Source organism: Providencia lanzhouensis, assembly GCF_050469745.1.
In the GTDB taxonomy this organism is placed as follows: domain Bacteria; phylum Pseudomonadota; class Gammaproteobacteria; order Enterobacterales; family Enterobacteriaceae; genus Providencia; species Providencia lanzhouensis.
Map to the genome: position 1 here is coordinate 830,656 of NZ_CP174123.1, position 24,153 is coordinate 854,808.

The following is a 24,153-nucleotide window of genomic DNA, read 5'->3' on the forward strand; positions in this document are numbered from 1 at the left end:
CTAGCCTATTGTATTAACTAACACGATAGTGACTTGGAAGTTCACTAAAGCCGAATCCGTTAGTTTTTTTCACTGCAATTTGTACAGGAATTCGTTCTTTCATCGCTTCTACATGGCTAATCACACCAATGGTTTTTCCTGATGCATTTAGGCTCTCTAATGCATCTAGGGCGATGTCTAAAGTTTCAGCGTCTAGCGTACCGAAACCTTCATCTAAAAAGAGTGACTCTAATTGTGTTCGATGGCTCACCATGTCAGAGAGTGCAAGGGCTAGGGCGAGACTGACTAAGAAACTTTCCCCCCCTGAAAGGGTCTTCGTATCGCGAATGCTATCCCCTTGCCAACCATCAATAACCTGCAACTCGAGGTTGGCTAAATGGCTACGCTGTAGCAAATAACGACCATGTAATTTATCGAGTTGTTGGTTAGCGAGCGAGACTAAACAGTCTAGAGTTAGCCCTTGAGCATAGCGACGGAATTTATCCCCTTCGGCGGAGCCGATTAAGGTATTGAGATAACTCCAATCATCGTAGCTTAATTGGCTCTGTTCAATTTTATTCAATAACTCACGCTGCTGGTGACGTTGCTGCTGATCACGCTCAAGCTGGTTAATGATTTGCCCTTGTTGCTGGTTCAATATCTTGATTTGGCTCTCTAGTTGTTCGAGAGCTTGCTGAATTTTTTCCACAGAGAACTCAGTGAATTCCACTAAACGCTGTTGCTCATGATTTGCTATGGCTGACTGGCTTTCTTGGTAGCGAGTTTCCGCCTCCAGCCGCTGTTGAGTGACTCGCTGTTTAAGCTGCTCCAGCTCAATTTTCTCTTCAGTCGGCAGTAAGGCATTAAGGAACTGCTCTTGAGTATCGAAAGGGCTGCTACTGAGTGCAGCAACAAACTGAGTGTGAGCGGCTAACTGTCGTTGGCTTAGTTGCTTCAATTGGTGATCAAGTTCTTGGGCACTCCCGTTGAGTACAGCAATATTTTTATCTATTTCGCTAATTTTCTCTGAAAGTGTATCAACTTGATGTGTGTATTGAGCTTGTTTTTCTTGCATTTTTTGGACAAAAACAGCAACTGTTTGGCCATCTAACAGATTCTGGCGTTGCATATTTTTTTGTTCAATTTGCTGATTTAATTGCTCTAATTGCTGCTGTTGAGCAGAAAGTTGCTGAGTTAATTGCTGAGCATTAGCTGTTTCGGCTGCAAGCGTAGCCGTATCAACGTCAATATTTTTGGTGATTTGCAGAAAGGTGTTTTTTTGTGCTTCATAATATTGCCCGCGTTGCTCAATCTCTTGTAGCCAAGTATTAAATTGTGCTTGGCTTGGAAGAATGAGATTAAATGGCGCCAGCGAGGCCGTAAGCTGCTGTACTTGTTGTTCTAAGCGTTGTTGCAGAGATTGTTGCTCAGCTTGGTTTTCTTCTAATTGCTGGGAGTGATGCTTAAGTTTCTCATCAAGGAGAGATAACTCAGAAAACAGCTGTTTAGCTTGGGTTTGCTGTTCATAATATTGATTTTTAGCATCTTGGTACTGACGCTCTAATTGTGCAAATTCATTGATGATGGTTTGCTGAGCGGTAAGCTTTTCTTGTAATTCAATGAGAAATTGTTCTACTGCAGATGCGTTTTTGGCTAGTTCAGGTGTAAGTGCTTGCTCACATGCTTTCAGCCATTGACGATTCAGGTTGTTGAACTGCTCTTGTAGCTGTTTTTGAGCCAATTCGTTATCTTGCTGGTGGCGCTTGTCTGCTTGCAATAAGGCTTGCAGCTCAGTAAATTTTTGTTTTTCAGTTTCAATTTGAGTGACCAGCATAGCCAGTTGTTGCTGAGTCTCATTGGGTATAACGGCTTGATATGATGCTAAAGCAGGGTGATCCAATGAGCCACAAAGAGGGCATGGAGTCCCTTTAATGAGCTGTTGGCGTTCATGTTCTAAGCTGACAATCTTTTGTTCTAGCTGAAGTTTTTGCTCCAAAATTTGCCGTTGCGGCTGGAGCTGAGTCAGTCTATCTTGCGTAATGGTAATCTGTTGCGACAATTGGTTGATAGATTCGCTAAGTTGGTTTTGCAACTGCGTTTGTGACTGTAACTGTAGCTGTTTTTCCTCATGTTGAGTCAGTAAAACAGGTAGTATTTTCGCATGCTGCAAACGTTCTTGCTGCTGTGAAATTGCTGCTTTAATTTCCTCGATATTGTGCTTTTCTTTATATTCCTGAAACTGCTTTTCGAGCTGATTAAAGCGAGAATGCTGCTCTTCTAAATGGCTTTGATCCTGTTGAGACTCTTTGGCTTTTTGCTGCTGAACCTGTTGTAGGGTTTGCCATTCTTGGTGGATAGCTTTCTGCTTTTGCTGATTTTGGGTTAGGCGTTCTGTGAGTTCATAAATAAATTTCCCTTGCTGTTGCCAGCTTCCGAGTTGCGCGACAATCTGGGCGTCATTTTGGTGTTCTTGCAGAAATAACTGGGTTTTATTCAACTCATTATTGGCATGAAGAATTTTCTGCTGAATATTTTCTACACTCGATTTTTTCTGTAAATATTCTCCATTTAGTTGATTTAATTGCAGGTCCAATTGGACTTTTTGCTGGTTAAGCTGCGTAAGCAAATTGTCGAGTGGTCGCACTTCGTTATCAATCATCGCCGTGGTTTTTTGTACCCAATCTTTATATTGATTTTGCTCCGACTGAGCGTGAGTGTATTGGGCGACCAATGGTAAGCGCTGCTTTTGAGCGGTTTCTAAAAGTAATGTGGTGCGCTGCTGTTTTTGGGTCTGTTCATCGAGTTGAGTTTGCAAGCTTTGTACTGCCAACCAATCTGGGCGTAAGGCTTCTGCTGGGGCGCTTTGTGCCAGCTTATGTAGGCGGGGTTCGGCGGCTTGATATTGTTGTAGAGCTTGCTGCTGTGCAATCTGTAATCGCTGGGTATTTTGTACCAATTGTTGATGTTGCTGGTGCCATGTTAGCGCTTGTTGATGGCGGTTTTTATTCTGATTCAGTTGCTGTTCTTGCGCTGAATATTGTTGCTGTTTTTCAACGAGTTCTTGATGTTCAGCTTCAGTGAGTAAGTTAATGCTACCGGCTTGCGCCCGAAGAATATCGAGATCGGTTTTAGCTTGTTTATGTTGGTTAAAAATATACACCGAAATCTGGCTGTAAATTTCGGTGCCAGTGATTTCTTCCAGTAAATCGGCTCGCTCTTTTTCGGTCGCATTTAAAAAGGCGGCAAAATCCCCTTGAGAGAGCAAAATGGATTTAGTGAAACGCCCAAAATCTAGCCCGGTGATTTGCACAATTTTTTCACGCACTTTACTGATTTTTTCTGCAATGATTTGCCCATCAGCGACGGTTGCTAGCTCAGCTTTTGCGTCTTGCAGGTTACCATTGGGTTTATTGTTTGCCCTGCGTTGGCTCCAAAATGCGCGATAAGCGACGCCTTTAACTTCAAATTCCACTTCAGCTAAACATTCACTCGTGTGGCGGGTCATTAACTCATTTTTGCTTTTTGATATCGCGCCTAACCGTGGAGTTTGGTGGTACAGTGCAAGGCAGATGGCATCCAATAACGTGGTTTTTCCCGCGCCAGTTGCGCCTGTGATGGCAAATAACCCATTGCTGGCAAAAGGCTCTTCTGTGAAATCAATCTTCCATTCACCTTTTAGGGAGTTAATGTTTTTCAGGCGTAAGCTTAAGATTTTCACAGTTATTCCCCCTGTTCATTGCGCAAGTTGGCGTAGGATTGCTTGAACAGCTGCAATAAACGCTGTTCTAACGCTTTGTCTTCCAATGACTCTTCTGTAAGTCGTCGAGTAAAGACTTCCTCGGCGGTCAGTTCATTTAATGTTTCATTCTGTGGAGTGAGGTTTTGACCAGTCTGCGCCTGCCGCGCTCGGCGTAGGCGAACAACTTCAACAGGGAGTTCTTGAGTAAGAGCTTCAATACGTTGTTGGATATCTCCTAGATAATCTTGAGTGGCGACTTCAATATCTAACCAAATAGGGAGCTCATTTTCTTTGACAGGTAAGGCCATTAATTGTTTTTGTAGTTCTTTCAAAGAGCCTTTTAAACTCAATAGTGGCTGAAAAACGGGTATTGGTAGTAAAGTAACATTGGCAAATTGGTGCTGATTAAATTCCACTAAGCAGACACTTTTTTGTTGTTGTGATTCATCAAAGCTAAGTGCAATCGGAGAACCACTGTAGCGAATATGTGCTTGCCCACCAATCAGTTGAGGGCGATGGATGTGCCCTAGTGCAATATAATCCGCAGGTGGGAATGCGCCGGAAGGAAAAGCATCCAATGTGCCAATATAAATCTCACGCACGGAGTCTGTCAGCTCTGCACCAACAACGGTCAAATGCCCCGTGGCAATAATCGGGATATCTAAGTTCAGTTCAGTACGTTGCTCAACGGCTTTTTGGTAACAGCTTTGGTAGTGTTCATGAATGGCATTTTGTAATGAAAGTTGTTTCTCTTCACTGCTTTGCCCTGCAATGCTGACTTGGATATCTCGTGGTCGTAAAAAGGGGATCGCGCACACCAGCCCATTAGGGTTTCCTTGTTTATCTTTCAATGTGATGACTGGGGACTCGCTGTTTGATGTGATGACGTGAGTATTTAAATAACGTAATAACGCGCTGGATTCATTCAAAACAGAGACAGAATCATGGTTACCGCTCAAAATAACTAATTGGCAGCCTGTTTTTTGCAAATCAACAATAAACTGGTTGTAGAGTTCGCGCGCATAACTTGGCGGAGCGCCAGTATCAAAGACATCACCAGCCACAATCAGGGCATCCACTTGGTACTGTTTGACTTGTTCTATTAACCAACGCAAAAAGTGTTGGTGTTCAGCAGATCGGTTTTTAGTGAAAAAATACTGACCTAAATGCCAGTCTGAAGTGTGGATGATGCGCATGAGCTAGCGGTTCCTGTAATTATGACGCTTTTACTATATTAATATTCTGATGCTTTATACTAATATTCAAACCATTTGGTTTGCGGTGTCACAGTATACTGTATATAGGTTCAGTGAAAGCAAAGGTATGGCAAATTAAACAGTAAAAATAAGAGAGTTGCGAAGCGCTTCGCAATGATAGCCAGATGTGGTGTTAATATTTCACTTACATGACATTAAACTGTTAATCTAATGATAGATCTTGATTGTGGGTTGAGATATTCATAATTCTGTCACAAAACTGACGCATAATGCGGTCACATTAAAAATCTCTTCTTATTTACAGGAACAATCATGGCAAGACGCATTCTAGTCGTTGAAGATGAAGCGCCCATCCGAGAAATGGTTTGTTTTGTATTGGAACAGAATGGTTTTCAGCCCACAGAGGCTGATGATTATGATTCTGCAATAGCGCAATTGGTTGATCCACTTCCTGATTTAGTGTTGTTGGACTGGATGATCCCCGGTGGTTCCGGTATCCAAGTCATTAAACATATGAAGCGTGATAGCGCCACGCGTGATGTCCCCGTGATGATGCTAACTGCAAGGGGCGAAGAAGAAGATCGCGTGAAAGGATTAGAAGTGGGGGCGGATGATTATTTAATCAAACCATTTTCACCAAAAGAATTGATAGCTCGAGTTAAAGCCATTTTACGACGTATCTCTCCAATGGCGACAGAAGACATTATTGAGATGAACGGGTTAGTTCTTGATCCTACTTCTCATCGCGTTACCAGCAAAGAAATTCCCATTGATATGGGGCCTACCGAATACAAGTTACTTCACTTCTTTATGACCCATCCAGAGCGAGTATATAGCCGCGAACAGTTACTCAACTATGTTTGGGGCGCAAACGTGTATGTGGAAGACAGAACGGTGGATGTGCATATTCGTCGTTTAAGAAAAGCGTTAGAGTTAGATGGGCATGATAAGATGGTGCAAACGGTTCGTGGTACTGGCTACCGCTTCTCTGTTCGCTATTGAGAAACCATTAGGGAGAAACATGGGTGCTTGAACGCTTATCCTTAAAACAGCTGATTTGGGGGCTGTTTTTATTTATTTTACCCGCATTGATACTGTCTGTTTTTATTGGGCATCTTCCGTGGCTATTAGTGATTTCACTGCTCGCAGCACTCATTTGGCACGGATATAACCTGCTAAAACTTTCAGATTGGCTCTGGTTGGATAGAAGTATGCTGCCGCCGGATGGCAAGGGGGGATGGGAGCCGATATTTTATGGTATCTATCAGATGCAGCAGCGCAATCGTAAGCGTCGCCGTGAATTAGGTCAGTTGATTAAGCGCTTTCGCAGCGGAGCTGAATCCTTGCCTGATGCGGTGGTAATTATGACCACCGAAGGCAATATTTTCTGGTGTAACCGCCACGCTCAACAGCTTCTAGGCTTTCGCTGGCCTGAGGATAACGGACAGCATATTTTTAACTTGCTACGTTATCCTGATTTTAGTCGTTATTTCACCGTGAAAAACTATGACCAAGCACTGACGATTGAGCTTAATAGTGGCGAAATTGTTGAGTTTCGGATCTTACCATATGCGAGTGATCAGCTTTTGATGGTGGCTCGAGATGTGACTGAAAAACGCCGTCTAGAAAAAGCACGTAGAGACTTTTTTGCTAACGTGAGCCATGAGTTACGTACGCCATTGACCGTTATCCAAGGCTATCTTGAAGTTATGGATGACCAAGAAGGCACTTCACCGATGAATAAAAAAGCGTTGTCGGTGATGCAAGAACAGACTCATCGAATGGATAACCTAGTGAAGCAATTGCTGCAATTATCCCGTATAGAGGTTGCCCCTCAAATTAATCTAGACGAACAGATTAATATGCCGGTCATTCTCAAGATGATTGAACAAGAAGCGATTAGCTTAAGCCAAGGGCGGCACGAGTTTGAATTCAGTATTGATGAAAAACTTCGAGTTCATGGAAATGAAGAGCAGCTACGAAGCGCGGTTGCTAACTTAGTGTATAACGCCATAAACCATACGCCGGATGGTACGAAAATTAAGGTGAAATGGCAGCGAACCAGTAATGGTGCCCAGTTTAGTGTGAGTGACAATGGTCCGGGAATTCCAGCCGAGCACCTTCCTCGCTTAACAGAGCGTTTTTATCGTGTGGATAAAGCGCGTTCAAGGCAAGGTGGCGGCGGAACAGGATTGGGCTTAGCGATTGTTAAGCATGCGATTCAGCATCATAGTAGCCAGCTCTCAGTAACCAGTCAGGTTGGTAAGGGCAGTGAGTTTTCATTCACATTACCGCCAGTGTTTATTGTGTCAGACAAGAAAGTGAATACATTAAGCGCGAAATAATCAGAAAACCGAAACCTTGCTAATAAAATCATCATATTAGCAAGGTTTTTTGTTTTGTGTTTCATCCTATATTGGTGCTATTTCTAACGCCTACGCTATATTTTCAATTTTATCCTGCAATTTTCTTCATCTTATTCTGTGAACATTTCTTCGGTATGGTTAAAAAATGTTTTATTGGTGATTTTTTAGCCTGAATATATACGGGATATTGCAATTTTACTGACAGTAATCACTGGTTCTTAAATTTAGTTTGGTGCATTGTTCTTGTTTTCTGGTTTGCTCTTGCCTTTTTTCCCTATAAAAGTTTTACTTGTCGCCAGTTATTGGCGATTTTTACTGTTTTTTGATGTTTAGTATTGCAAAGCTAACCAAGACATGCATTTTGTATTGTTAATGTAATGTTAATCAGAACTCTATTTCGTCATATATGTTCCAATAGGTTACGGATGAAGTGACCTATTTTTATTTCATAATTTACTAAAAATTAACATAATATGGCTCATCGTTTATCATCCAGAGATATCCTCGCCTTAGGTTTTATGACCTTTGCGCTGTTTGTTGGGGCTGGAAATATTATTTTCCCGCCAATGGTCGGTTTACAAGCCGGTGAACAAGTTTGGACTGCGGCACTTGGCTTCTTAGTCACAGGTGTCGGTCTTCCTGTTCTTACCGTCGTTGCATTGGCGAAAGTGGGGGGCGGTATTGAAGCGCTCAGCACGCCAATTGGTAAAACTGCCGGTCTGCTATTAGCTATCGTTGCATATTTATCGGTGGGGCCTCTTTTTGCGACCCCAAGAACGGCAACCGTTTCTTATAAAGTGGGTATTGCACCATTGCTGGGCGGTGAATCGGAAATATCACTGCTGATTTATAGCGCCATCTATTTTGTACTGGTAATCGGTATTTCGTTATACCCAGGTAAATTGCTAGATAGCGTTGGGCACATTTTGGCACCAGTCAAAATGTTGGCACTGGCAATTTTAGGCGTTGCTGCGGTTATGTGGCCTGCTGGAGAACCGATTCTGGCAACCCCTGAATACCAAAATATGGCATTTTCCAATGGCTTTATTAATGGCTATTTAACGATGGACACATTAGGTGCCATGGTTTTTGGTATTGTCATTGTGAATGCGGCCCGTTCCCGCGGTATTGAAAACTCATCATTATTAACTCGCTATACCATGTGGGCAGGTTTAATTGCTGGGGTATTATTAACTCTGGTCTATTTATCGTTGTTTAAACTGGGCGAAAATAGTGGATCATTGATTCCAAATCCAGCTGATGGCGCTGATATTCTTCACGAATATGTTCAATACACGTTCGGTAACTACGGTAGCTTCTTCTTAGCGGTGTTGATTTTTGTTGCCTGTATGGTAACTGCTGTAGGGCTAACCTGCGCATGTGCTGAGTTCTTCAGCCGCTATGTGCCAATCTCTTACCGTAAATTGGTATTGATTTTAGGCTTGTTTTCTATGGTGATTTCAAACCTAGGACTGAGTAAGCTGATTGCGTTCTCATTGCCGGTATTGGTTTCGATTTATCCACCTTGTATCGTTTTGATTTTAATGAGCTTTACGTTGAAGTGGTGGCGAAACCCAACCATCGTGATTGCTCCAACGATGTTAACAAGCTTTGTGGTCGGTTTGATTGGTGCAGTGAAAGCCTCTGATAACTTGAAGACTTATATCCCAGACTGGATGACGTCTATTCCATTATATCAGCAAGATTTAGCGTGGTTATTACCATCGGTGGTTGTGTTAGTGGTTGCTGCGCTATGTGACAGACTTATCACACCATCAAGTCAGCATCATAAGCACGCATAATATATTGTAAATTCCTAAAAAAATGCCAGTAGATGATAAATCCACTGGCATTTTGCATTTTAGTTATCGACTAACTAATTCACACCCACCGCACTGCCCGCAGGGCGGCGAACATCGTTAGATCCGTAAATAAAGCCTTCACGGACTTTGCCAGAAACGGCAGAGTCGTTGCCGGAAGATTTCGCACTCACACCCGCACCGTCAGGAATACCGATCATAATTAGCTCAGCAGCGCCCCATGGGGTCTGCTCTACCATTTTATAACCCATTTTATCGAGTAACGCTAAACTGTCTTTAGACACGCCGCGTTGCTCATAATAAACCTCATCAGGCAGCCATTGATGGTGAATGCGAGGGGCATTTACCGCCTCTTGTGGTGGCATGCCGTGGTCAATAATGTTTAGTGCAGTTTGCAAGGTAATTGAAATGATCCTTGAGCCTCCTGGAGAGCCGAGTACTAAGAAGACTTTGCCATCTTTAGTGACAATTGTCGGACTCATTGATGATAGTGGGCGCTTACCGGGGGCGATAGAGTTTCTTTCCCCTTGTACTAAGCCATACAGATTTTTCTCACCCACTTTGGTGGTGAAATCATCCATTTCATCATTCAGGAAGAAACCTGTACCTGGCGGAATCACTACAGAGCCAAATCGACCATTGATTGTATAAGTGGTTGAAACGGCATTGCCTTTGTCATCTACGACCGAATAGTGGGTCGTTTCTGGTTTTTCGTGAGGTCCTATTCCCGGTTGAACTTCAGTGGATGGTGTCGCTTTATTTGGCACAATCTCTTTGCGCAAATCAGCGGCGTATTGTTTGCTGAGTAGCTTACCTGTCGGGTTATCTACAAATGCAGGGTCGCCTAAGAATGTATTGCGGTCCATATAGGCGTGGCGCATCGCTTCAGTCAGCGTATGAATATATTCAGCGGAGTTGAAGCCCATCTCTTTGAGATCATAACCTTCTAAAATATTGAGGGTTTCACAGATAGTTACGCCGCCCGAACTTGGTGGTGGTGCAGAGATAAATTTGTAACCACGATAGGTGCAGCTAACGGGAGTGGTATCTGAAATGGAGTAATCAGCAAAGTCTTGAGCTGTTAGGATCCCGCCATTTTTCTTCGATGCGGCTTCTACAATTTTAGGAATATCCCCTTCATAGAATGCAACGGGGCCTTTATTGGCGATTTTTTCCAGCGTGTTTGCCAAATCGGTTTGTACCAGCAAGTCTCCCGGTTGGTAAGCACTTCCATCCGGTTTTAAGAAGATCCGAGCTACTTCGGGATCTTGTTTGAAGCGTTCGGTCGTTGTGTCGAGCACATCGGTATCACCACGGGTTAGGACAAAGCCTTCTCGAGCCAGTTTAATCGCGGGCGCCATTACTTGTTGGCGGCTCATGGTGCCATATTTTTCAAGGGCATAATCTAAGCCTTTCACTGTACCCGGTACACCCGATGCGAGGTAGCCATATAGGCTGGCATCTTTGATAAGTTTGCCGTCTTTATCTAAATACATATCAGCGCTGGCGGCTTTTGGGGCTGTTTCTCGGAAGTTAATAAAGATATCTTTACCATCCGCAAGGTGGAGTGTCATAAAACCACCACCACCAATATTGCCACAGCAAGGGTTAACGACTGCTTGGGCATAACCCACTGCAACTGCCGCATCAACCGCATTTCCTCCGGCTTTTAAAATGTCAGCACCAATTTGTGAAGCAAGGTGTTGAGAGGAGACAACCATGCCTTTTGTTGCTTCAACGGCAGGTTCTGAAGCAGCATAAAGTTGACTTGAAGTTAGTAACGAAATCAGTAGTAAAGAAGGGCGCCATGCATTTTTTATCATTGGTATCTCCCGATTAAATGAGGAAGTAACGCGTAGATGTAATACAAATAAATAATTTGTTAAATATTTGTATCATCCAGATATAGCATGAATGGTTTGAGGGATTGAATAACAAAAGTGAAAAAGTGTTAACGCGGTAGGAAAAAATTTTAGATAGGGATAGATGCAAAAATGCCGGCATTAAGCCGGCACTTGAAAACTTAACAGGTCAAATTACAGACCAGTTGCGTTCTTAGTCAGGTAAGCAGCAACGCCTTTTGGAGATGCGTTCATGCCTTCTTTACCTTTTTCCCACTGAGCTGGGCAAACATCACCGTGCTCTTCGTGGAATTGCAGCGCGTCAACCATACGCAGCATTTCGTCGATGTTACGGCCTAATGGCAGGTCGTTAACCACTTGGTGACGAACAACACCGTTTTTGTCTACTAAGAAAGAACCACGCAGAGCAACGCCCGCTTCAGGGTGCTCGATGCCGTAAGCTTTCATGATGTCGCGTTTGATATCAGCAACCATCGGGTATTTAACTTCACCGATACCGCCGTTATCAACAGGAGTTTTACGCCATGCGTTATGAACAAATTCTGAGTCGAAAGAAACACCAACGATTTCTACGCCGCGTTTTTTGAATTCTTCATAGCGATGATCGAATGCAATCAGTTCTGAAGGACATACAAAAGTGAAGTCCATTGGCCAGAAGAAGATCACAGCTGGGCGACCGTTCAGGTGTTTTTTCAGGTTGAAGTTTTCAACGATTTCACCATTACCAAGAACAGCTGCAGCAGTAAAGTCAGGGGCTTGACGTGTAACCAGAACCATAATGTACTCCTATGAGTTTTAAGGGTTTCTATCTCCGCAATCGAAATGGGGCATGCGGATAAATATAACCTAAGGATAAGGTTTTATCCTTGGAGAATAAAGACATTAAAACCAATTGATATGATAGCTTTTACCTATCAATGGTATCAATTTGGCAGATTAATATCAATAAGATAGTTTTATTCCATTAAAGTGCAAGTTTTAATTTATTCGGATGCACGTAATGTGAACTCTTGGGCAAAAAGTTGCTGTTTTGCCGCCTCAATCATTTGTGGATAAAACTGAAAGAAAATATGTTCAAGTTCTAGATAATTAAGCAGAAAATCATCGAATGAGCCACTTAGAGCCGCGAGTTTTGGGCGGCGCCTTGCCATACCATTCAGTGACTTACCGATATACGCTTTTTCTGCGTATCGGGTCAACCATTGTTGAGACCAGAGATACTCATTTAACTCCTGAAATTTTTCAGGGGTATGACACAAATCTGGTTCAATGGTTTGCCTGGCAAAATGCACAAAATCAGAGAGTGAATGTGAGGGAACGAGACGCTCCCAATGCCGAGAAAGAAAATGATCCCAGACTAAATCCAGGGTGATAGGTGCGACTCTGCGGTATTCTTCGCGAAATAGCTGACGAGCTTGTTTGACGAGCGGATGGGTATCGGTGGTTCTATCTACGGCTCTGTGCATGCGGATCCCTGCAACAATTTCAGGAGAATAAGCTCCCGCAGGATTACCGCGTACGTAGTCTGCCATCATGTTTCCCAATAGGGAGCTTTTAGCAAGATGGGCAAGATGAAGATGAGCAAGATAGTTCATATCGGTACTATAAACGAAAAATGTCAGAAACGAAAAATTGAAAGAAAAAAGACAGCCGACACATTCCGTGCGGTTTCAGAAAATATTTGCATAATATTGGTGTTTTTTTATACAAAATGGCGCTTATTTCTTGCGCCAAAGGCAGTGCAGCACTAGACTAGTCGCCTTATTTTTTTAGATTGATGTCAATACAATGCGTGTATCCGATTTTACTTTTGAATTACCAGAAGAACTTATTGCCCACTATCCTCAGGCTGAGCGTAGCTCATGTCGCTTACTTGGTCTTGATGGTGCCACGGGACAGCTCACGCATGGTGTGTTTACCGATATTCTTGAAAAATTGGAGCCAGGGGATTTGCTGGTGTTCAACAACACTCGCGTGATCCCTGCTAGATTGTTCGGTCGTAAAGCGAGCGGCGGTAAAATTGAGGTTTTGATTGAGCGTATGCTCGATGAACATCGTGTTTTAGCTCATGTTAGAGCCTCTAAAGCACCAAAAGAAGGTGCAGCGCTGCTACTGGGTGAAGATGAAAGTGTGAATGCAACGATGGTCGCTCGTCACGGCGCACTGTTTGAGCTGCGTTTTGATGATGCGCGCGATGTATTAAGCATTCTTAACCAGATTGGTCACATACCATTACCGCCGTATATCGACCGTCCAGATGAAGAGTCTGATAAAGAGTTGTATCAAACCGTGTATAGCCAGCGTCCGGGCGCGGTTGCTGCACCAACAGCGGGTTTACACTTTGATGAGCCTTTATTAGAAGCATTACGCCAAAAAGGCGTTGAGATGGCATTTGTGACATTGCATGTCGGGGCGGGAACGTTCCAACCGGTGCGTGTTGATTCCATCGAAGACCATATTATGCACTCTGAATATGCGGAAGTTCCGCAAGAGGTGGTCGATGCCGTGTTGGCGTGTAAAGCGCGTGGAAATCGTGTGATTGCAGTGGGAACAACATCTGTTCGTTCACTCGAAAGTGCCGCGAAAGCCAGCGAAAACGCTTTAATTGCTCCATTCTTTGACGATACCCAGATATTTATTTATCCGGGTTATGAATATCAAGTGATTGATGCCTTGATCACTAACTTCCACTTGCCAGAATCCACATTAATTATGCTGGTCTCTGCGTTTGCGGGATATCAAAACACCATGCAAGCCTATAAAGAAGCTGTTGAGCAAAAATACCGTTTCTTTAGCTATGGTGATGCCATGTTTATTACGCCAAACGCCAATGCTCGTTTTGAGCAAGTCGGCTCGGCAGAATAAGAATAAGTGGCAGCGTAGCTGCTTGCTTAGATTCAGTAACCAATAGCACCAGACTGTTTTTCTGATGCTAGGAGATAAAACGTGAAATATGAATTACAGACAACCGACGGCAATGCGCGTCGTGGTCGCCTGATTTTTGAACGCGGCGTGGTAGAAACTCCGGCGTTCATGCCAGTAGGAACTTACGGCACGGTTAAGGGAATGACTCCTGAAGAAGTGAAAGAAACCGGTGCTCAAATTTTACTGGGTAATACCTTCCATTTATGGTTGCGTCCAGGTCAAGAAATCATGAAATTACATGGTGACCTGCACGATTTTATGCAATGGCAAGGTCCTATCTTAACGGACTCAGGTGGCTTCCAAGTCTTTAGCCTTGGTGCAATGCGTAAAATTAAAGAAGAAGGCGTTCATTTCCGTAATCCAATTAATGGTGAAAAAGTCTTCTTAAGCCCCGAAAAATCGATGGAAATTCAGTACGACCTCGGTTCCGATATCGTGATGATTTTCGACGAATGTACGCCGTACCCAGCAGATTGGGATTACGCAAAGACATCAATGGAAATGTCATTACGTTGGGCTGCGCGTAGCCGTCAGCGCTTTGATGAGTTGAACAATAAAAATGCGCTGTTCGGGATTATCCAAGGCAGTGTTTACGAAGATTTACGCGATATCTCCGTGAAAGGGCTGGTGGAAATTGGCTTTGATGGGTACGCTGTAGGCGGCTTAGCAGTCGGCGAACCAAAAGAAGATATGCACCGTATTTTAGAGCATGTATGCCCGCAAATTCCGGCAGAAAAACCACGTTACCTAATGGGCGTTGGTAAGCCGGAAGATTTAGTGGAAGGTGTACGTCGTGGTATCGATATGTTTGACTGTGTGATGCCGACACGAAATGCACGTAACGGGCATTTATTTGTCACCAGTGGCGTGGTAAAAATCCGTAATGCGAAGTATAAGTCAGACACATCACCTCTCGATGCAGAGTGTGACTGCTATACTTGTCGTCATTACAGCCGCGCGTATTTGCATCATCTTGACCGTTGTAATGAAATTTTGGGTGCACGACTCAATACCATCCATAATTTACGTTACTATCAACGCTTGATGGCGGGTATTCGCCAAGCGATTGAAGCGGGTAATTTTGAGCAGTTTGCTGCGGATTTCTATCAGAAGATTGGCAAAGCCCAGCCTTCATTAAATAGAGAGTGAATTTAAAGTGCGAAGTTAGCCCGAACTGTGTAGCATATCGGGCTGTACCCTTCGTTCTTGCAGCTGATTGTGGTTATTGGCATCAGCCAAAAGAATTATTTAGTGCAAATTATAGTTTTTGGTTCTAGTTACATGATGGTTTGATGTATTTTATGTAACTTGAACTAGTTAAAGTGTAAGTTTGAAATTGCTTTCAATAACAATGAGGAAAGTTGAATGAGTTTTTTTATTTCTGAAGCAGCGGCATCAGCAGGCGCACCCGCTCAAGGTAGCCCGTACTCTCTGATTATTATGCTGGTTGTTTTCGCGCTGATTTTCTATTTCATGATCCTGCGTCCACAGCAAAAACGTGCTAAAGATCACCGTAAACTGATGGAATCAATCGCTAAGGGTGACGAAGTTTTAACCACTGGTGGTTTAATCGGTCGTGTGACTAAAGTGTCTGAAACAGGTTATGTTGTTCTTGAACTGAGTGAGAACACTGAAGTAACTATCAAACGTGATTTCGTTGCTGCTGTTCTACCTAAAGGCACAATGAAAGCAATCTAATTCTGAATTTTCCCGAAGGGAACTGCCGTGCTAAACCGTTATCCTTTATGGAAGTATCTGATGTTGATCACTGCGATCCTCATCGGTTTGCTGTATGCACTTCCAAACCTATATGGTGAGGATCCGGCTGTTCAGATCACTGGCGTGCGGGGAACCGCCGCCAATGAACAAACGCTGATCCAAGTCCAAAAAGCTTTAGAAACAGACAAAATTCAGAGCAAATCTGTTGCTCTCGAAAATGGGGCAATTTTAGCCCGTTTCAACAACTCTGACGTTCAGTTACGTGCTCGTGAAGTCATCATGAATGCACTGGGTGACCAGTATGTTGTTGCATTAAACCTTGCACCTGCTACACCAAAATGGCTTGAAGCTCTCGGTGGTGAACCGATGAAGCTGGGTCTGGACTTACGTGGTGGGGTTCACTTCCTGATGGAAGTTGATATGGACACTGCATTAGGTAAATTGCAGGAACAAAACATGGATGGTTTGCGTAATGACTTGCGCCAAGCAGGTATTGCGTACTCTTCTATTCGTAAAGGCAGTGATTACAGCGTCGAAGTTCGCTTCCGTAACGCTGACGATCGCAGTCTTGCTGAGAAAACACTGGCGCGTAAATACCCAGATTTAGTATTTTCTGACGGCAGCGATAACACCATGATTGCTGTTATGACTGATGAGCGCTTACGTGAAGCGCGTAACTATGCCGTCTCTCAAAACATCACGATCATTCGTAACCGTGTTAACCAATTAGGTGTTGCTGAACCACTTGTTCAACGCCAAGGTGCGGATCGCATTGTTGTTGAATTACCGGGTATCCAAGATACTGCGCGCGCAAAAGAAATCTTAGGCGCAACTGCAACCTTAGAATTCCGCTTAGTGAATACTGGTGTTGATAGCGCAGCGGCAGAAAGTGGACGAATTCCGGGTGACTCAGAGCTTAAGTCTGATCGTAATGGCGTGCCTTATGTTCTGTATAAGCGTGTTGTCTTAACGGGCGACCATATTACTGATTCTACATCTGAAACTGATGAAAATGGTTATCCGCAAGTCAGTATTAGCCTTGATAGTGCCGGTGGCTCAATCATGTCTGACTTTACTCGTGACAACCAAGACAAGCTGATGGCAACCCTGTTTGTTGAATACAAAGACAGTGGTAAAAAAGATGCCGCAGGCCGTGCGATTTTAGTTAAAGATGAAAAAGTGATTAACGCCGCGCGTATTCAAGCTCGTTTCGGTAGCAAATTCCGTATTACGGGAATTGATAACGCGAACGAAGCGCGTCAATTATCTTTACTGTTGCGTGCTGGTGCTCTGATTGCGCCAATCCAAATTGTTGAAGAACGTACTATCGGTCCAACATTGGGTATGCAAAACATCGAGCAAGGTCTGAAAGCGTGTATCGCGGGTCTGTTGGCCTCTATCCTGTTTATGATTATTTACTATCGTAAATTTGGTCTGATCGCGAGTAGTGCTCTGATGGCTAACTTGGTCTTAATCGTGGGTGTGATGTCTCTGTTACCAGGGGCGACACTGACTATGCCAGGTATTGCCGGTATCGTCCTAACCCTTGCGGTTGCCGTCGATGCCAACGTTCTCATAAACGAACGTATTAAAGAAGAACTTCGTAACGGACGCTCAGTGCAACAAGCGATCCACGAAGGGTATAAAGGCGCCTTCTCAAGTATTACCGATGCAAACTTAACGACCTTAATCACCGCAATAATTCTGTATGCAGTGGGTACTGGTTCGATTAAAGGCTTTGCGATTACGACAGCGATTGGTGTCGCAACCTCTATGTTTACAGCTATTGTTGGTACACGTGCAATCGTGAACCTGCTATACGGCGGTAAACGTATTAACAAGCTGTCAATTTAAGGAGCACGTTGTGGCACAGGATTATACTGTTGAACAATTGAACTATGGTCGTAAAGTCTATGACTTTATGCGCTGGGACAACGTTGCCTTTAGCATTTCTATCATTTTACTGATCGCTTCTTGTGTGATTATCGGTGTTAAAGGTTTTAACTGGGGACTCGATTTTACGGGCGGTACCGTCATTGAAATCAACCTTAGTCAGCCTGCTGATTTGGATAAAATTCGTGATAGCCTGTCTAACTCGAACCATAAAGATCCATTAATTCAGAACTTTGGTAGTAGCCGAGACATCATGATCCGTTTACCGCCGGTTGAAGGCATAGCGGGTCAAGAGGTTGGTAAAGAGATCATTACTATCATCAATAAAAACGTTGATGAGCAAGCGACGGTTAAGCGTATTGAATTCGTGGGACCAAGCGTAGGTGCTGAGTTAGCACAAACAGGGGCATTAGCGTTATTAACAGCGCTTATCTGTATCCTGATTTACGTTGGCTTCCGTTTTGAATGGCGTTTAGCGGCAGGTGCCGTATTGGCATTGGCTCATGACGTGGTGATCACTTTAGGTATTCTGTCTCTATTCCACATTGAGATTGATATGACTATCGTGGCGTCATTGATGTCGGTTATCGGTTACTCCCTTAACGATAGTATCGTGGTATCTGACCGTATTCGTGAGAACTTCCGTAAGATCCGTCGCGGTACACCGTACGAAATCATGAACGTCTCTTTGACCCAAACATTGAGCCGTACCATCATGACATCAGCAACGACATTATTAGTGGTTCTGATGCTGTATCTGTTTGGTGGCGCGATGTTAGAAGGCTTCTCACTGGTTATGTTAATCGGTGTGACGATTGGTACGATTTCATCTATCTATGTGGCTTCTGCATTAGCACTGAAGATGGGTATGAAGCGTGAGCACTTAATTCAGGCGAAAGTCGAGAAAGAAGGCGCAGATCAAGAGTCTTTATTACCATAACGAATACAGACACTCGTGTATCATAAACACCCTGCGGATAAATAATCCTCAGGGTGTTTTTCATTTCAGGTCTGAGTTACACTATCTACCCTACAAAAATAGAATCAGGAATTCCTATGCATTGCCCATTTTGCTCAGCTGTAGATACGAAAGTGATTGACTCGCGTCTGGTTGGTGAAGGCTCACAAGTGCGCAGGCGCCGCCAGTGTTTGGTTTGCCATGAACGCTTCACTACATTTGAAGTGGCGGAACTTGTTATGCCTCGGGTAATTAAAAGTGATGACATTCGCGAGCCTTTCGATGAAGAAAAGCTCAACAGAGGCATGTTGAAAGCCCTAGAAAAACGCCCTGTCAGTTCTGATGCTATCGATCAAGCCATAATTTCTATTAAATCCCACCTACGAGCGACTGGCGAACGCGAAGTTCCCTCGAAGTTAATTGGTAATTTGGTGATGGATGAACTCAAAAAACTCGATAAAGTGGCTTACATTCGCTTTGCCTCGGTCTATCGTAGTTTTGAAGATGTACGTGAATTTGGCGAAGAAATTGCCAAGTTACAGGACTAATACCGATGCTTGAACAAGACCGTATCTACATGGCCCGGGCCTTTGAATTGGCAAAAAAAGGGCGTTTTACTACATCGCCGAACCCCAATGTGGGTTGCGTGATTGTGCGCGAAGGTGAAATTGTCGGCGAAGGTTATCATCAAAAAGCAGGAGAGCCGCATGCGGAAGTCCATGCGCTTCGAATGGCGGGTGATAAAGCGAAAGGCGCGACAGCTTACGTGACTCTTGAGCCTTGTAGCCATCACGGTCGCACCCCACCTTGTGCGGAAGCATTAATTAATGCGGGGATCACTCGCGTAGTCGCTGCAATGCAAGACCCTAACCCTCAAGTGGCTGGTCGCGGCTTATTTATGCTATCCCAAGCGGGAATAGAAACTGCTAGTAATATTTTGTTGGAAGAAGCCGAAGCAATAAACCGTGGCTTTTTAAAACGTATGCGTACCGCATTTCCTTATATTCAATTAAAACTTGCTGCATCATTAGATGGCAAAACTGCATTAGCGAATGGGGAAAGCAAGTGGATTACTAGCCCTGCGTCGCGTAAAGATGTTCAAGTTCTACGTGCTCAAGCCAGCGCTATTTTAAGTACCAGTAATACCGTGCTTGCTGATGACCCTGCATTAACGGTGCGCTGGAACGAATTACCTGCGGATGTTCAAGCTCAATACCCAGAAGAAAAGCTGCGCCAACCTATTCGTATCGTGTTAGATAGGCACAATCGCGTGAAACCTGAACACAAAGTGACGCAGTTAGACGGTGAATGCTGGCTAATTCGCCCAACGCCGGATACCACAGAAACATGGCAGGGAAATGTCGAACAGCTTGCTATTCCTGCTGATGATAATGGCATCGACTTAGTGATTTTGATGATGCAATTAGCGAAACGTAATGTGAACAGTATTTGGGTAGAGGCGGGTGCTAAGCTTGCAGGTTCGTTATTAAAACTCGGTTTAGTCGACGAACTGATCGTCTATATCGCCCCTAAATTACTTGGGGATACTGCGCGTGGGTTAGTGAGTCTCCCTGAATTAAGCGCATTATCAGATGCGCCTCAATTTGAATTTACTGACGTTGAGAAAGTTGGAAATGACCTTCGCGTCAGGTTACGACCTGTATGGTAAATGTGTTTTTTTAGCGGTTTGCTGAAATTCACTCGTACGGTTACCTAAAGAATGTGATAAAATCCGCGCCCCGCGGGTTGTAATTAATATTTGAGGAAGATTATGAACGTAATCAAAGGTGTTGTTGCTGCGCCAAAAGCGCGTGTTGCTATCGCTATCGCTCGTTTTAACAACTTTATTAATGATAGCCTGCTGGACGGTGCTGTTGACGCGTTAGAGCGTATTGGCCAAGTTGCTCAAGATAACATCACCGTTGTTTGGGTGCCAGGTGCTTATGAATTACCACTGACCGTGAAAGCATTGGTTGAAACCAAAAAATATGATGCAGTTATCGCATTAGGTACTGTTATTCGTGGCGGTACTGCCCACTTTGAATTTGTTGCGGGTGAGTGCAGCTCAGGTCTGTCTCATGTTGCATTAAATAGCGAAGTTCCTGTGACTTTCGGTGTATTAACCACTGAAAATATCGAGCAAGCCATTGAGCGTGCTGGTACTAAAGCAGGTAACAAAGGTGCAGAAGCTGCACTGACCGCTCTCGAAATGATTAATGTGATTAAAGCTGTAAAAGGCAAATAATACGCGCCATATCTCGGGCTCTGTGAGTTCGAGATATGCTGTGTAGTTTTTTTATTTAAGGGGAATCTTGTGAAACCTGCTGCTCGTCGCCGCGCTCGTGAGTGTGCTGTACAGGCCATCTATTCATGGCAATTATCCGGTAATCCTATTGCCGACGTAGAATATGAGTTTATTGCTGAACAGGACATGTCTGACGTTGACGTAACCTATTTCCGTGAGCTGATTTCTGGTATTGCAAACAATGCTACGAAGCTGGATCAATTAATGTCACCTTACTTATCTCGTCAGTTAGAAGAGTTAGGTCAAGTTGAGAAAGCGATTTTACGTGTAGCAATGTATGAACTAAGCTATAGAGAAGATGTACCTTTCAAAGTTGCTATCAACGAAGGTATTGAATTAGCTAAAGTTTTTGGTGCCGAAGATAGCCATAAATTTGTCAACGGTGTGTTAGATAAAGCAGCACCTGCGGTACGTCGTAAGAAATAAACATAATCAGGTTCCCTCCTGTAATACGTAAGTCATAATGGGTAGGCTGGGTTCCAGTCTATCCTAGTACTTATGTCTGGCTTTTCAGTTTATTGACGAGCTAGGCATAGCGAAAATGGAAAATCTACCATGTCATATGGCGAATTTGACCTCATCGCACGTTTTTTTAATCGCCAACCTGTAAACCGACGTGATGTTAACATCGGTATTGGCGATGATTGTGCGCTAATGACTATCCCTGAGAAACAGCAACTTGCTGTGAGTACGGACACCCTAGTTTCCGGTATTCATTTTCTACCCGATATCTCTCCCGCTGACCTTGCCTATAAATCCCTAGCTTCAAATTTAAGTGATCTTGCTGCGATGGGCGCTGATCCTGCTTGGGTCTCTTTAGCTATTACCCTACCGAGCGTAAACCATGAATGGTTGCAATCTTTTAGCGATATGTTGTTTGAACAACTGAATTACTATGGAATGCAGCTGATTGGGGGAGATACGACCCGTGGACCAATGAGTTTAACCTATACCGTTCATGGTCTTGTGCCAATTGGCAAAGCGTTATCTCGCTCTGGTGCACGTAATGGTGATTGGATTTATGTGACGGGTACTTTGGGAGATAGTGCTGCGGGACTTGCGATACTGCAAAACAGGTTACAGCCTGAAAGCCCTGAGCATAAGGAGTGGTTGATTGAGCGTCATTTACGCCCACAACCGCGTATTTTGCAGGGGCAGGCTTTACGCAATTTGGCTTCATCTGCGATAGATATTTCAGATGGGTTAGTTTCTGATCTCAACCATATATTAAAAGCGAGCGGTTGTGGGGCGAGGATCAATCTCGATGCGCTACCACAGTCCGATGCGTTGAAGCAGAACTGTTCTGTGGAGCAAGCAAGAGTTTGGTCGTTAAGTGGTGGTGAAGACTATGAGCTATGCTTTACAGTACCTGAAATGAATCGGGGAGCCTTAGAAGTAGCGCTTGCTCATACGGGGTCAGGTTTTACCTGTATTGGTCAAATCAAGCCTCAATCTGAAGGGATCAGTTATTTTTGTGATAACCAAGCTGTTGAGGTTGACCTCAAGGGCTTCGATCATTTTGTTTAGGAAAATGTCCATGGCAACCGCTCAAGAAAAAGCAGCAGCAAAAAAACGATTGAATATGCGTAATCCGTGGCACCTGCTAGCGACGGGGTTCGGAAGTGGTTTATCGCCAATTGTTCCCGGTACAATGGGCTCATTAGCCGCCATTCCATTTTGGTTGCTAATGGACAAGCTCCCTGTATGGAGCCTCTGGGTTATTATTGTCATTGGATTCTGGTTTGGGTGTTGGATATGCCAACGTACTTCCGATGATATGAGGATCCATGACCATGGCAGTATTGTTTGGGATGAGTTTATTGGAATGTGGATCACGTTAATGGCCATCCCTGTGGTGAGTCTCCAGTGGGTTCTCACCGGCTTTTTGATTTTCCGTGTTTACGACATGTGGAAACCTTGGCCTATCCGTATCTTTGACCGTCGAGTCAGTGGCGGGTTTGGCATTATGATTGATGACATTATTGCTGCCATATTTGCCTATGTGACGATTTGGCTATTAGTGCATTATCAGGTGATGCCTTTTTGATTTGAGTTATTCCCTCCTTCAAAGATAAAATATCTTATTTTAGATAAATAAAGTCCTAGTTAAATACTAGGGCTTTATTCTTATCCTAAATTATTTTTTATTTTTACCTCTATTTTTTATGAATAAAGTTAAATTTATTTTTATTGTGAAAAATAAAAAATTCGTTATTTGTAAAAATTAATTTCACTATAATTATGCTTTCATCATGGTTTCCTATTTATTAAAAAATGTAAAAAATAAAGAATCAATATTAACTCGAAATATGGGTGGTTATTTTATTTTTTATTTTTCTGTTATGAGAAAAAAATAACTTAGTCAAATTCACGTATACGTGATGTTTGGTATAATTCTTTTATTATCTAAGTGAGAATGATTTTCATTTATTTAAATGCGAAAATCACAAGTATGATTTATTTAGGTTGTTTTTGTTAATTTAATGTAATCAGGAATTGAGTAAAGTTAAAATTTTTAATTGAATTTACTAACCATGAGTGTACTTTTGGGGTCTTATTATGAAATGGCAATTTACAGATTGTTACTGATATGACTCTTGAGGTGCGTATACCGAGTAAGAATATTCAAGTAGTATGCTTGGGAAATAACAAGCATGAATTAATTTTTATAAAACACGCCTTAATTTGTTTTTTAGAAAAATTAAATTTTTTATTTGGCCTGTTATTTTTAATAAAGTCATATCGGTTTTGTTTTGATAAAAATATATTTACTTCAATTTTATATTGCCTATTAATAAGGGTTTACTATGTTAATTAATAAAAAAAATCTGATCGTATTATCTATCGCTGCTGGCTTAGGCTTTTCAGGTGCAGCAATGTCAGCAACGAACGCACAAGTGACAGTAACTGGAAATATTGCTGCCGCAACATGTGATTTAAGCGTCACAAATACCAATATCGATTTAGGAACGTTTATCTCTTCAGATATTCAAACGGTTGGAACTATAGCTGGTAGTACTCATAATTTTGATATGAGCTTATCTAACTGTAGCCAAGAGTTCGATGGCGAAAATGGTAAGTTTGTACAAATGTACGCGAAAGGTACTGCGTTAGCAGCGAATACTTCTTTATTTAACAACGTTGAAAAAGGAACTGTTGGTGTGGCAGTGACTGCTGACGGTAAAGAAGTAAAACCAAATACAAACGTTCAATTAAGCAGCATTAAGTCTCTGGTTGAAGGTGGTTCAGCTGTGATCCCAATGAATGTGGCACTGAACTCAACGGTGAGCAAACCTGCTTCACAGCGTATCGAAGCGCCGATTACTTTCTCTGTAAGCTACGAGTAAGTTTGTCGTGAAATGGCAGAAGC

Annotated in this window: 20 protein-coding genes; 15 read left to right on the forward strand and 5 right to left on the reverse strand. The window is 43.1% G+C overall.

Annotated features, from left to right (window positions below):
* Positions 1-13 precede the first annotated feature (13 nt).
* Both ACIH2S_RS03755 and sbcD read right to left on the reverse strand, forming a co-directional pair.
* Positions 14-3,697 carry an AAA family ATPase gene (locus ACIH2S_RS03755; protein WP_430248130.1) on the reverse strand — a complete coding sequence of 1,228 codons (3,684 nt, stop codon included), beginning with the start codon at positions 3,695-3,697 and terminating at the stop codon, positions 14-16.
* 2 nt (positions 3,698-3,699) lie between these two features.
* Positions 3,700-4,914, reverse strand: coding sequence for an exonuclease subunit SbcD (gene sbcD, locus ACIH2S_RS03760; protein WP_154600149.1), 1,215 nt, complete (start codon positions 4,912-4,914; stop codon positions 3,700-3,702).
* Between the two features lie 333 nt (positions 4,915-5,247).
* Between sbcD and phoB the strand changes: the two genes are divergently transcribed.
* From phoB to brnQ, 3 genes are all read left to right on the forward strand, one after another.
* Entirely contained in the window at positions 5,248-5,937 is a 690-nt protein-coding gene (gene phoB / locus ACIH2S_RS03765) for a phosphate regulon transcriptional regulator PhoB (protein ID WP_036953802.1), read from the forward strand.
* 23 nt (positions 5,938-5,960) lie between these two features.
* On the forward strand, positions 5,961-7,280 hold the full coding sequence (gene phoR, locus ACIH2S_RS03770; protein WP_036953805.1) for a phosphate regulon sensor histidine kinase PhoR: 1,320 nt from the start codon (positions 5,961-5,963) through the stop codon (positions 7,278-7,280).
* A gap of 494 nt (positions 7,281-7,774) precedes the next feature.
* Positions 7,775-9,103, forward strand: coding sequence for a branched-chain amino acid transport system II carrier protein (gene brnQ / locus ACIH2S_RS03775; protein ID WP_036953807.1), 1,329 nt, complete (start codon positions 7,775-7,777; stop codon positions 9,101-9,103).
* A 74-nt stretch (positions 9,104-9,177) separates the two neighbouring features.
* On the opposite strand, the gene ggt is transcribed toward brnQ, so the two are convergent.
* The 3 genes from ggt to ACIH2S_RS03790 form a co-directional block, all read right to left on the reverse strand.
* The gene (gene ggt / locus ACIH2S_RS03780; RefSeq protein WP_154600150.1) at positions 9,178-10,944 is read right to left on the reverse strand and encodes a gamma-glutamyltransferase; all 1,767 of its coding nucleotides are present in this window, start codon (positions 10,942-10,944) and stop codon (positions 9,178-9,180) included.
* Positions 10,945-11,157: 213 nt separating this feature from the next.
* Entirely contained in the window at positions 11,158-11,760 is a 603-nt protein-coding gene (locus ACIH2S_RS03785) for a peroxiredoxin C (protein ID WP_036953813.1), read from the reverse strand.
* Between the two features lie 206 nt (positions 11,761-11,966).
* Complete coding sequence (locus tag ACIH2S_RS03790) at positions 11,967-12,578, reverse strand: ACP phosphodiesterase (protein ID WP_272534879.1); 612 nt, start codon at positions 12,576-12,578, stop codon at positions 11,967-11,969.
* 193 nt (positions 12,579-12,771) lie between these two features.
* On the opposite strand from ACIH2S_RS03790, the gene queA reads away from it, so the two are divergent.
* From queA to ACIH2S_RS03850, 12 genes are all read left to right on the forward strand, one after another.
* On the forward strand, positions 12,772-13,848 hold the full coding sequence (gene queA, locus ACIH2S_RS03795) for a tRNA preQ1(34) S-adenosylmethionine ribosyltransferase-isomerase QueA (protein ID WP_430248132.1): 1,077 nt from the start codon (positions 12,772-12,774) through the stop codon (positions 13,846-13,848).
* An 81-nt stretch (positions 13,849-13,929) separates the two neighbouring features.
* Positions 13,930-15,057, forward strand: a complete 1,128-nt coding sequence (tgt, locus tag ACIH2S_RS03800; protein WP_036953825.1) for a tRNA guanosine(34) transglycosylase Tgt — start codon at positions 13,930-13,932, stop codon at positions 15,055-15,057.
* A gap of 216 nt (positions 15,058-15,273) precedes the next feature.
* The gene (gene yajC, locus ACIH2S_RS03805) at positions 15,274-15,606 is read left to right on the forward strand and encodes a preprotein translocase subunit YajC (protein WP_006657183.1); all 333 of its coding nucleotides are present in this window, start codon (positions 15,274-15,276) and stop codon (positions 15,604-15,606) included.
* A 27-nt stretch (positions 15,607-15,633) separates the two neighbouring features.
* Positions 15,634-17,481: a protein translocase subunit SecD gene (secD, locus tag ACIH2S_RS03810; protein ID WP_071992161.1), complete on the forward strand. Its 1,848-nt coding sequence runs from the start codon at positions 15,634-15,636 to the stop codon at positions 17,479-17,481.
* 10 nt (positions 17,482-17,491) lie between these two features.
* Positions 17,492-18,460: a protein translocase subunit SecF gene (gene secF, locus ACIH2S_RS03815; protein ID WP_036953831.1), complete on the forward strand. Its 969-nt coding sequence runs from the start codon at positions 17,492-17,494 to the stop codon at positions 18,458-18,460.
* A 116-nt stretch (positions 18,461-18,576) separates the two neighbouring features.
* The gene (gene nrdR / locus ACIH2S_RS03820; protein ID WP_006662792.1) at positions 18,577-19,026 is read left to right on the forward strand and encodes a transcriptional regulator NrdR; all 450 of its coding nucleotides are present in this window, start codon (positions 18,577-18,579) and stop codon (positions 19,024-19,026) included.
* Between the two features lie 5 nt (positions 19,027-19,031).
* The gene (gene ribD / locus ACIH2S_RS03825) at positions 19,032-20,147 is read left to right on the forward strand and encodes a bifunctional diaminohydroxyphosphoribosylaminopyrimidine deaminase/5-amino-6-(5-phosphoribosylamino)uracil reductase RibD (RefSeq protein WP_430248134.1); all 1,116 of its coding nucleotides are present in this window, start codon (positions 19,032-19,034) and stop codon (positions 20,145-20,147) included.
* 102 nt (positions 20,148-20,249) lie between these two features.
* Positions 20,250-20,723 (forward strand): 6,7-dimethyl-8-ribityllumazine synthase, encoded by a 474-nt coding sequence (gene ribH / locus ACIH2S_RS03830; RefSeq protein WP_036953837.1) that lies wholly within the window; start codon positions 20,250-20,252, stop codon positions 20,721-20,723.
* Between the two features lie 69 nt (positions 20,724-20,792).
* Complete coding sequence (nusB, locus tag ACIH2S_RS03835) at positions 20,793-21,209, forward strand: transcription antitermination factor NusB (RefSeq protein ID WP_036953841.1); 417 nt, start codon at positions 20,793-20,795, stop codon at positions 21,207-21,209.
* Positions 21,210-21,338: 129 nt separating this feature from the next.
* Positions 21,339-22,310, forward strand: coding sequence for a thiamine-phosphate kinase (thiL, locus tag ACIH2S_RS03840; RefSeq protein ID WP_036953844.1), 972 nt, complete (start codon positions 21,339-21,341; stop codon positions 22,308-22,310).
* Positions 22,311-22,320: 10 nt separating this feature from the next.
* Entirely contained in the window at positions 22,321-22,830 is a 510-nt protein-coding gene (gene pgpA, locus ACIH2S_RS03845; RefSeq protein WP_132496181.1) for a phosphatidylglycerophosphatase A, read from the forward strand.
* 760 nt (positions 22,831-23,590) lie between these two features.
* The gene (locus ACIH2S_RS03850; RefSeq protein ID WP_108479248.1) at positions 23,591-24,130 is read left to right on the forward strand and encodes a fimbrial protein; all 540 of its coding nucleotides are present in this window, start codon (positions 23,591-23,593) and stop codon (positions 24,128-24,130) included.
* Positions 24,131-24,153: the final 23 nt, after the last annotated feature.

Bases quoted from the DNA above. Each gene is read 5' to 3' on its own strand.
- ACIH2S_RS03850 (WP_108479248.1), top strand. From the start codon at position 23,591: ATGTTAATTAATAAAAAAAATCTGATCGTATTATCTATCGCTGCTGGC.
- ACIH2S_RS03790 (WP_272534879.1), bottom strand. From the start codon at position 12,578: ATGAACTATCTTGCTCATCTTCATCTTGCCCATCTTGCTAAAAGCTCC.
- yajC (WP_006657183.1), top strand. From the start codon at position 15,274: ATGAGTTTTTTTATTTCTGAAGCAGCGGCATCAGCAGGCGCACCCGCT.
- ribD (WP_430248134.1), top strand. From the start codon at position 19,032: ATGCTTGAACAAGACCGTATCTACATGGCCCGGGCCTTTGAATTGGCA.
- pgpA (WP_132496181.1), top strand. From the start codon at position 22,321: ATGGCAACCGCTCAAGAAAAAGCAGCAGCAAAAAAACGATTGAATATG.
- sbcD (WP_154600149.1), bottom strand. From the start codon at position 4,914: ATGCGCATCATCCACACTTCAGACTGGCATTTAGGTCAGTATTTTTTC.
- ribH (WP_036953837.1), top strand. From the start codon at position 20,250: ATGAACGTAATCAAAGGTGTTGTTGCTGCGCCAAAAGCGCGTGTTGCT.
- thiL (WP_036953844.1), top strand. From the start codon at position 21,339: ATGTCATATGGCGAATTTGACCTCATCGCACGTTTTTTTAATCGCCAA.
- ggt (WP_154600150.1), bottom strand. From the start codon at position 10,944: ATGATAAAAAATGCATGGCGCCCTTCTTTACTACTGATTTCGTTACTA.
- ACIH2S_RS03785 (WP_036953813.1), bottom strand. From the start codon at position 11,760: ATGGTTCTGGTTACACGTCAAGCCCCTGACTTTACTGCTGCAGCTGTT.
- nrdR (WP_006662792.1), top strand. From the start codon at position 18,577: ATGCATTGCCCATTTTGCTCAGCTGTAGATACGAAAGTGATTGACTCG.
- queA (WP_430248132.1), top strand. From the start codon at position 12,772: ATGCGTGTATCCGATTTTACTTTTGAATTACCAGAAGAACTTATTGCC.
- phoB (WP_036953802.1), top strand. From the start codon at position 5,248: ATGGCAAGACGCATTCTAGTCGTTGAAGATGAAGCGCCCATCCGAGAA.
- brnQ (WP_036953807.1), top strand. From the start codon at position 7,775: ATGGCTCATCGTTTATCATCCAGAGATATCCTCGCCTTAGGTTTTATG.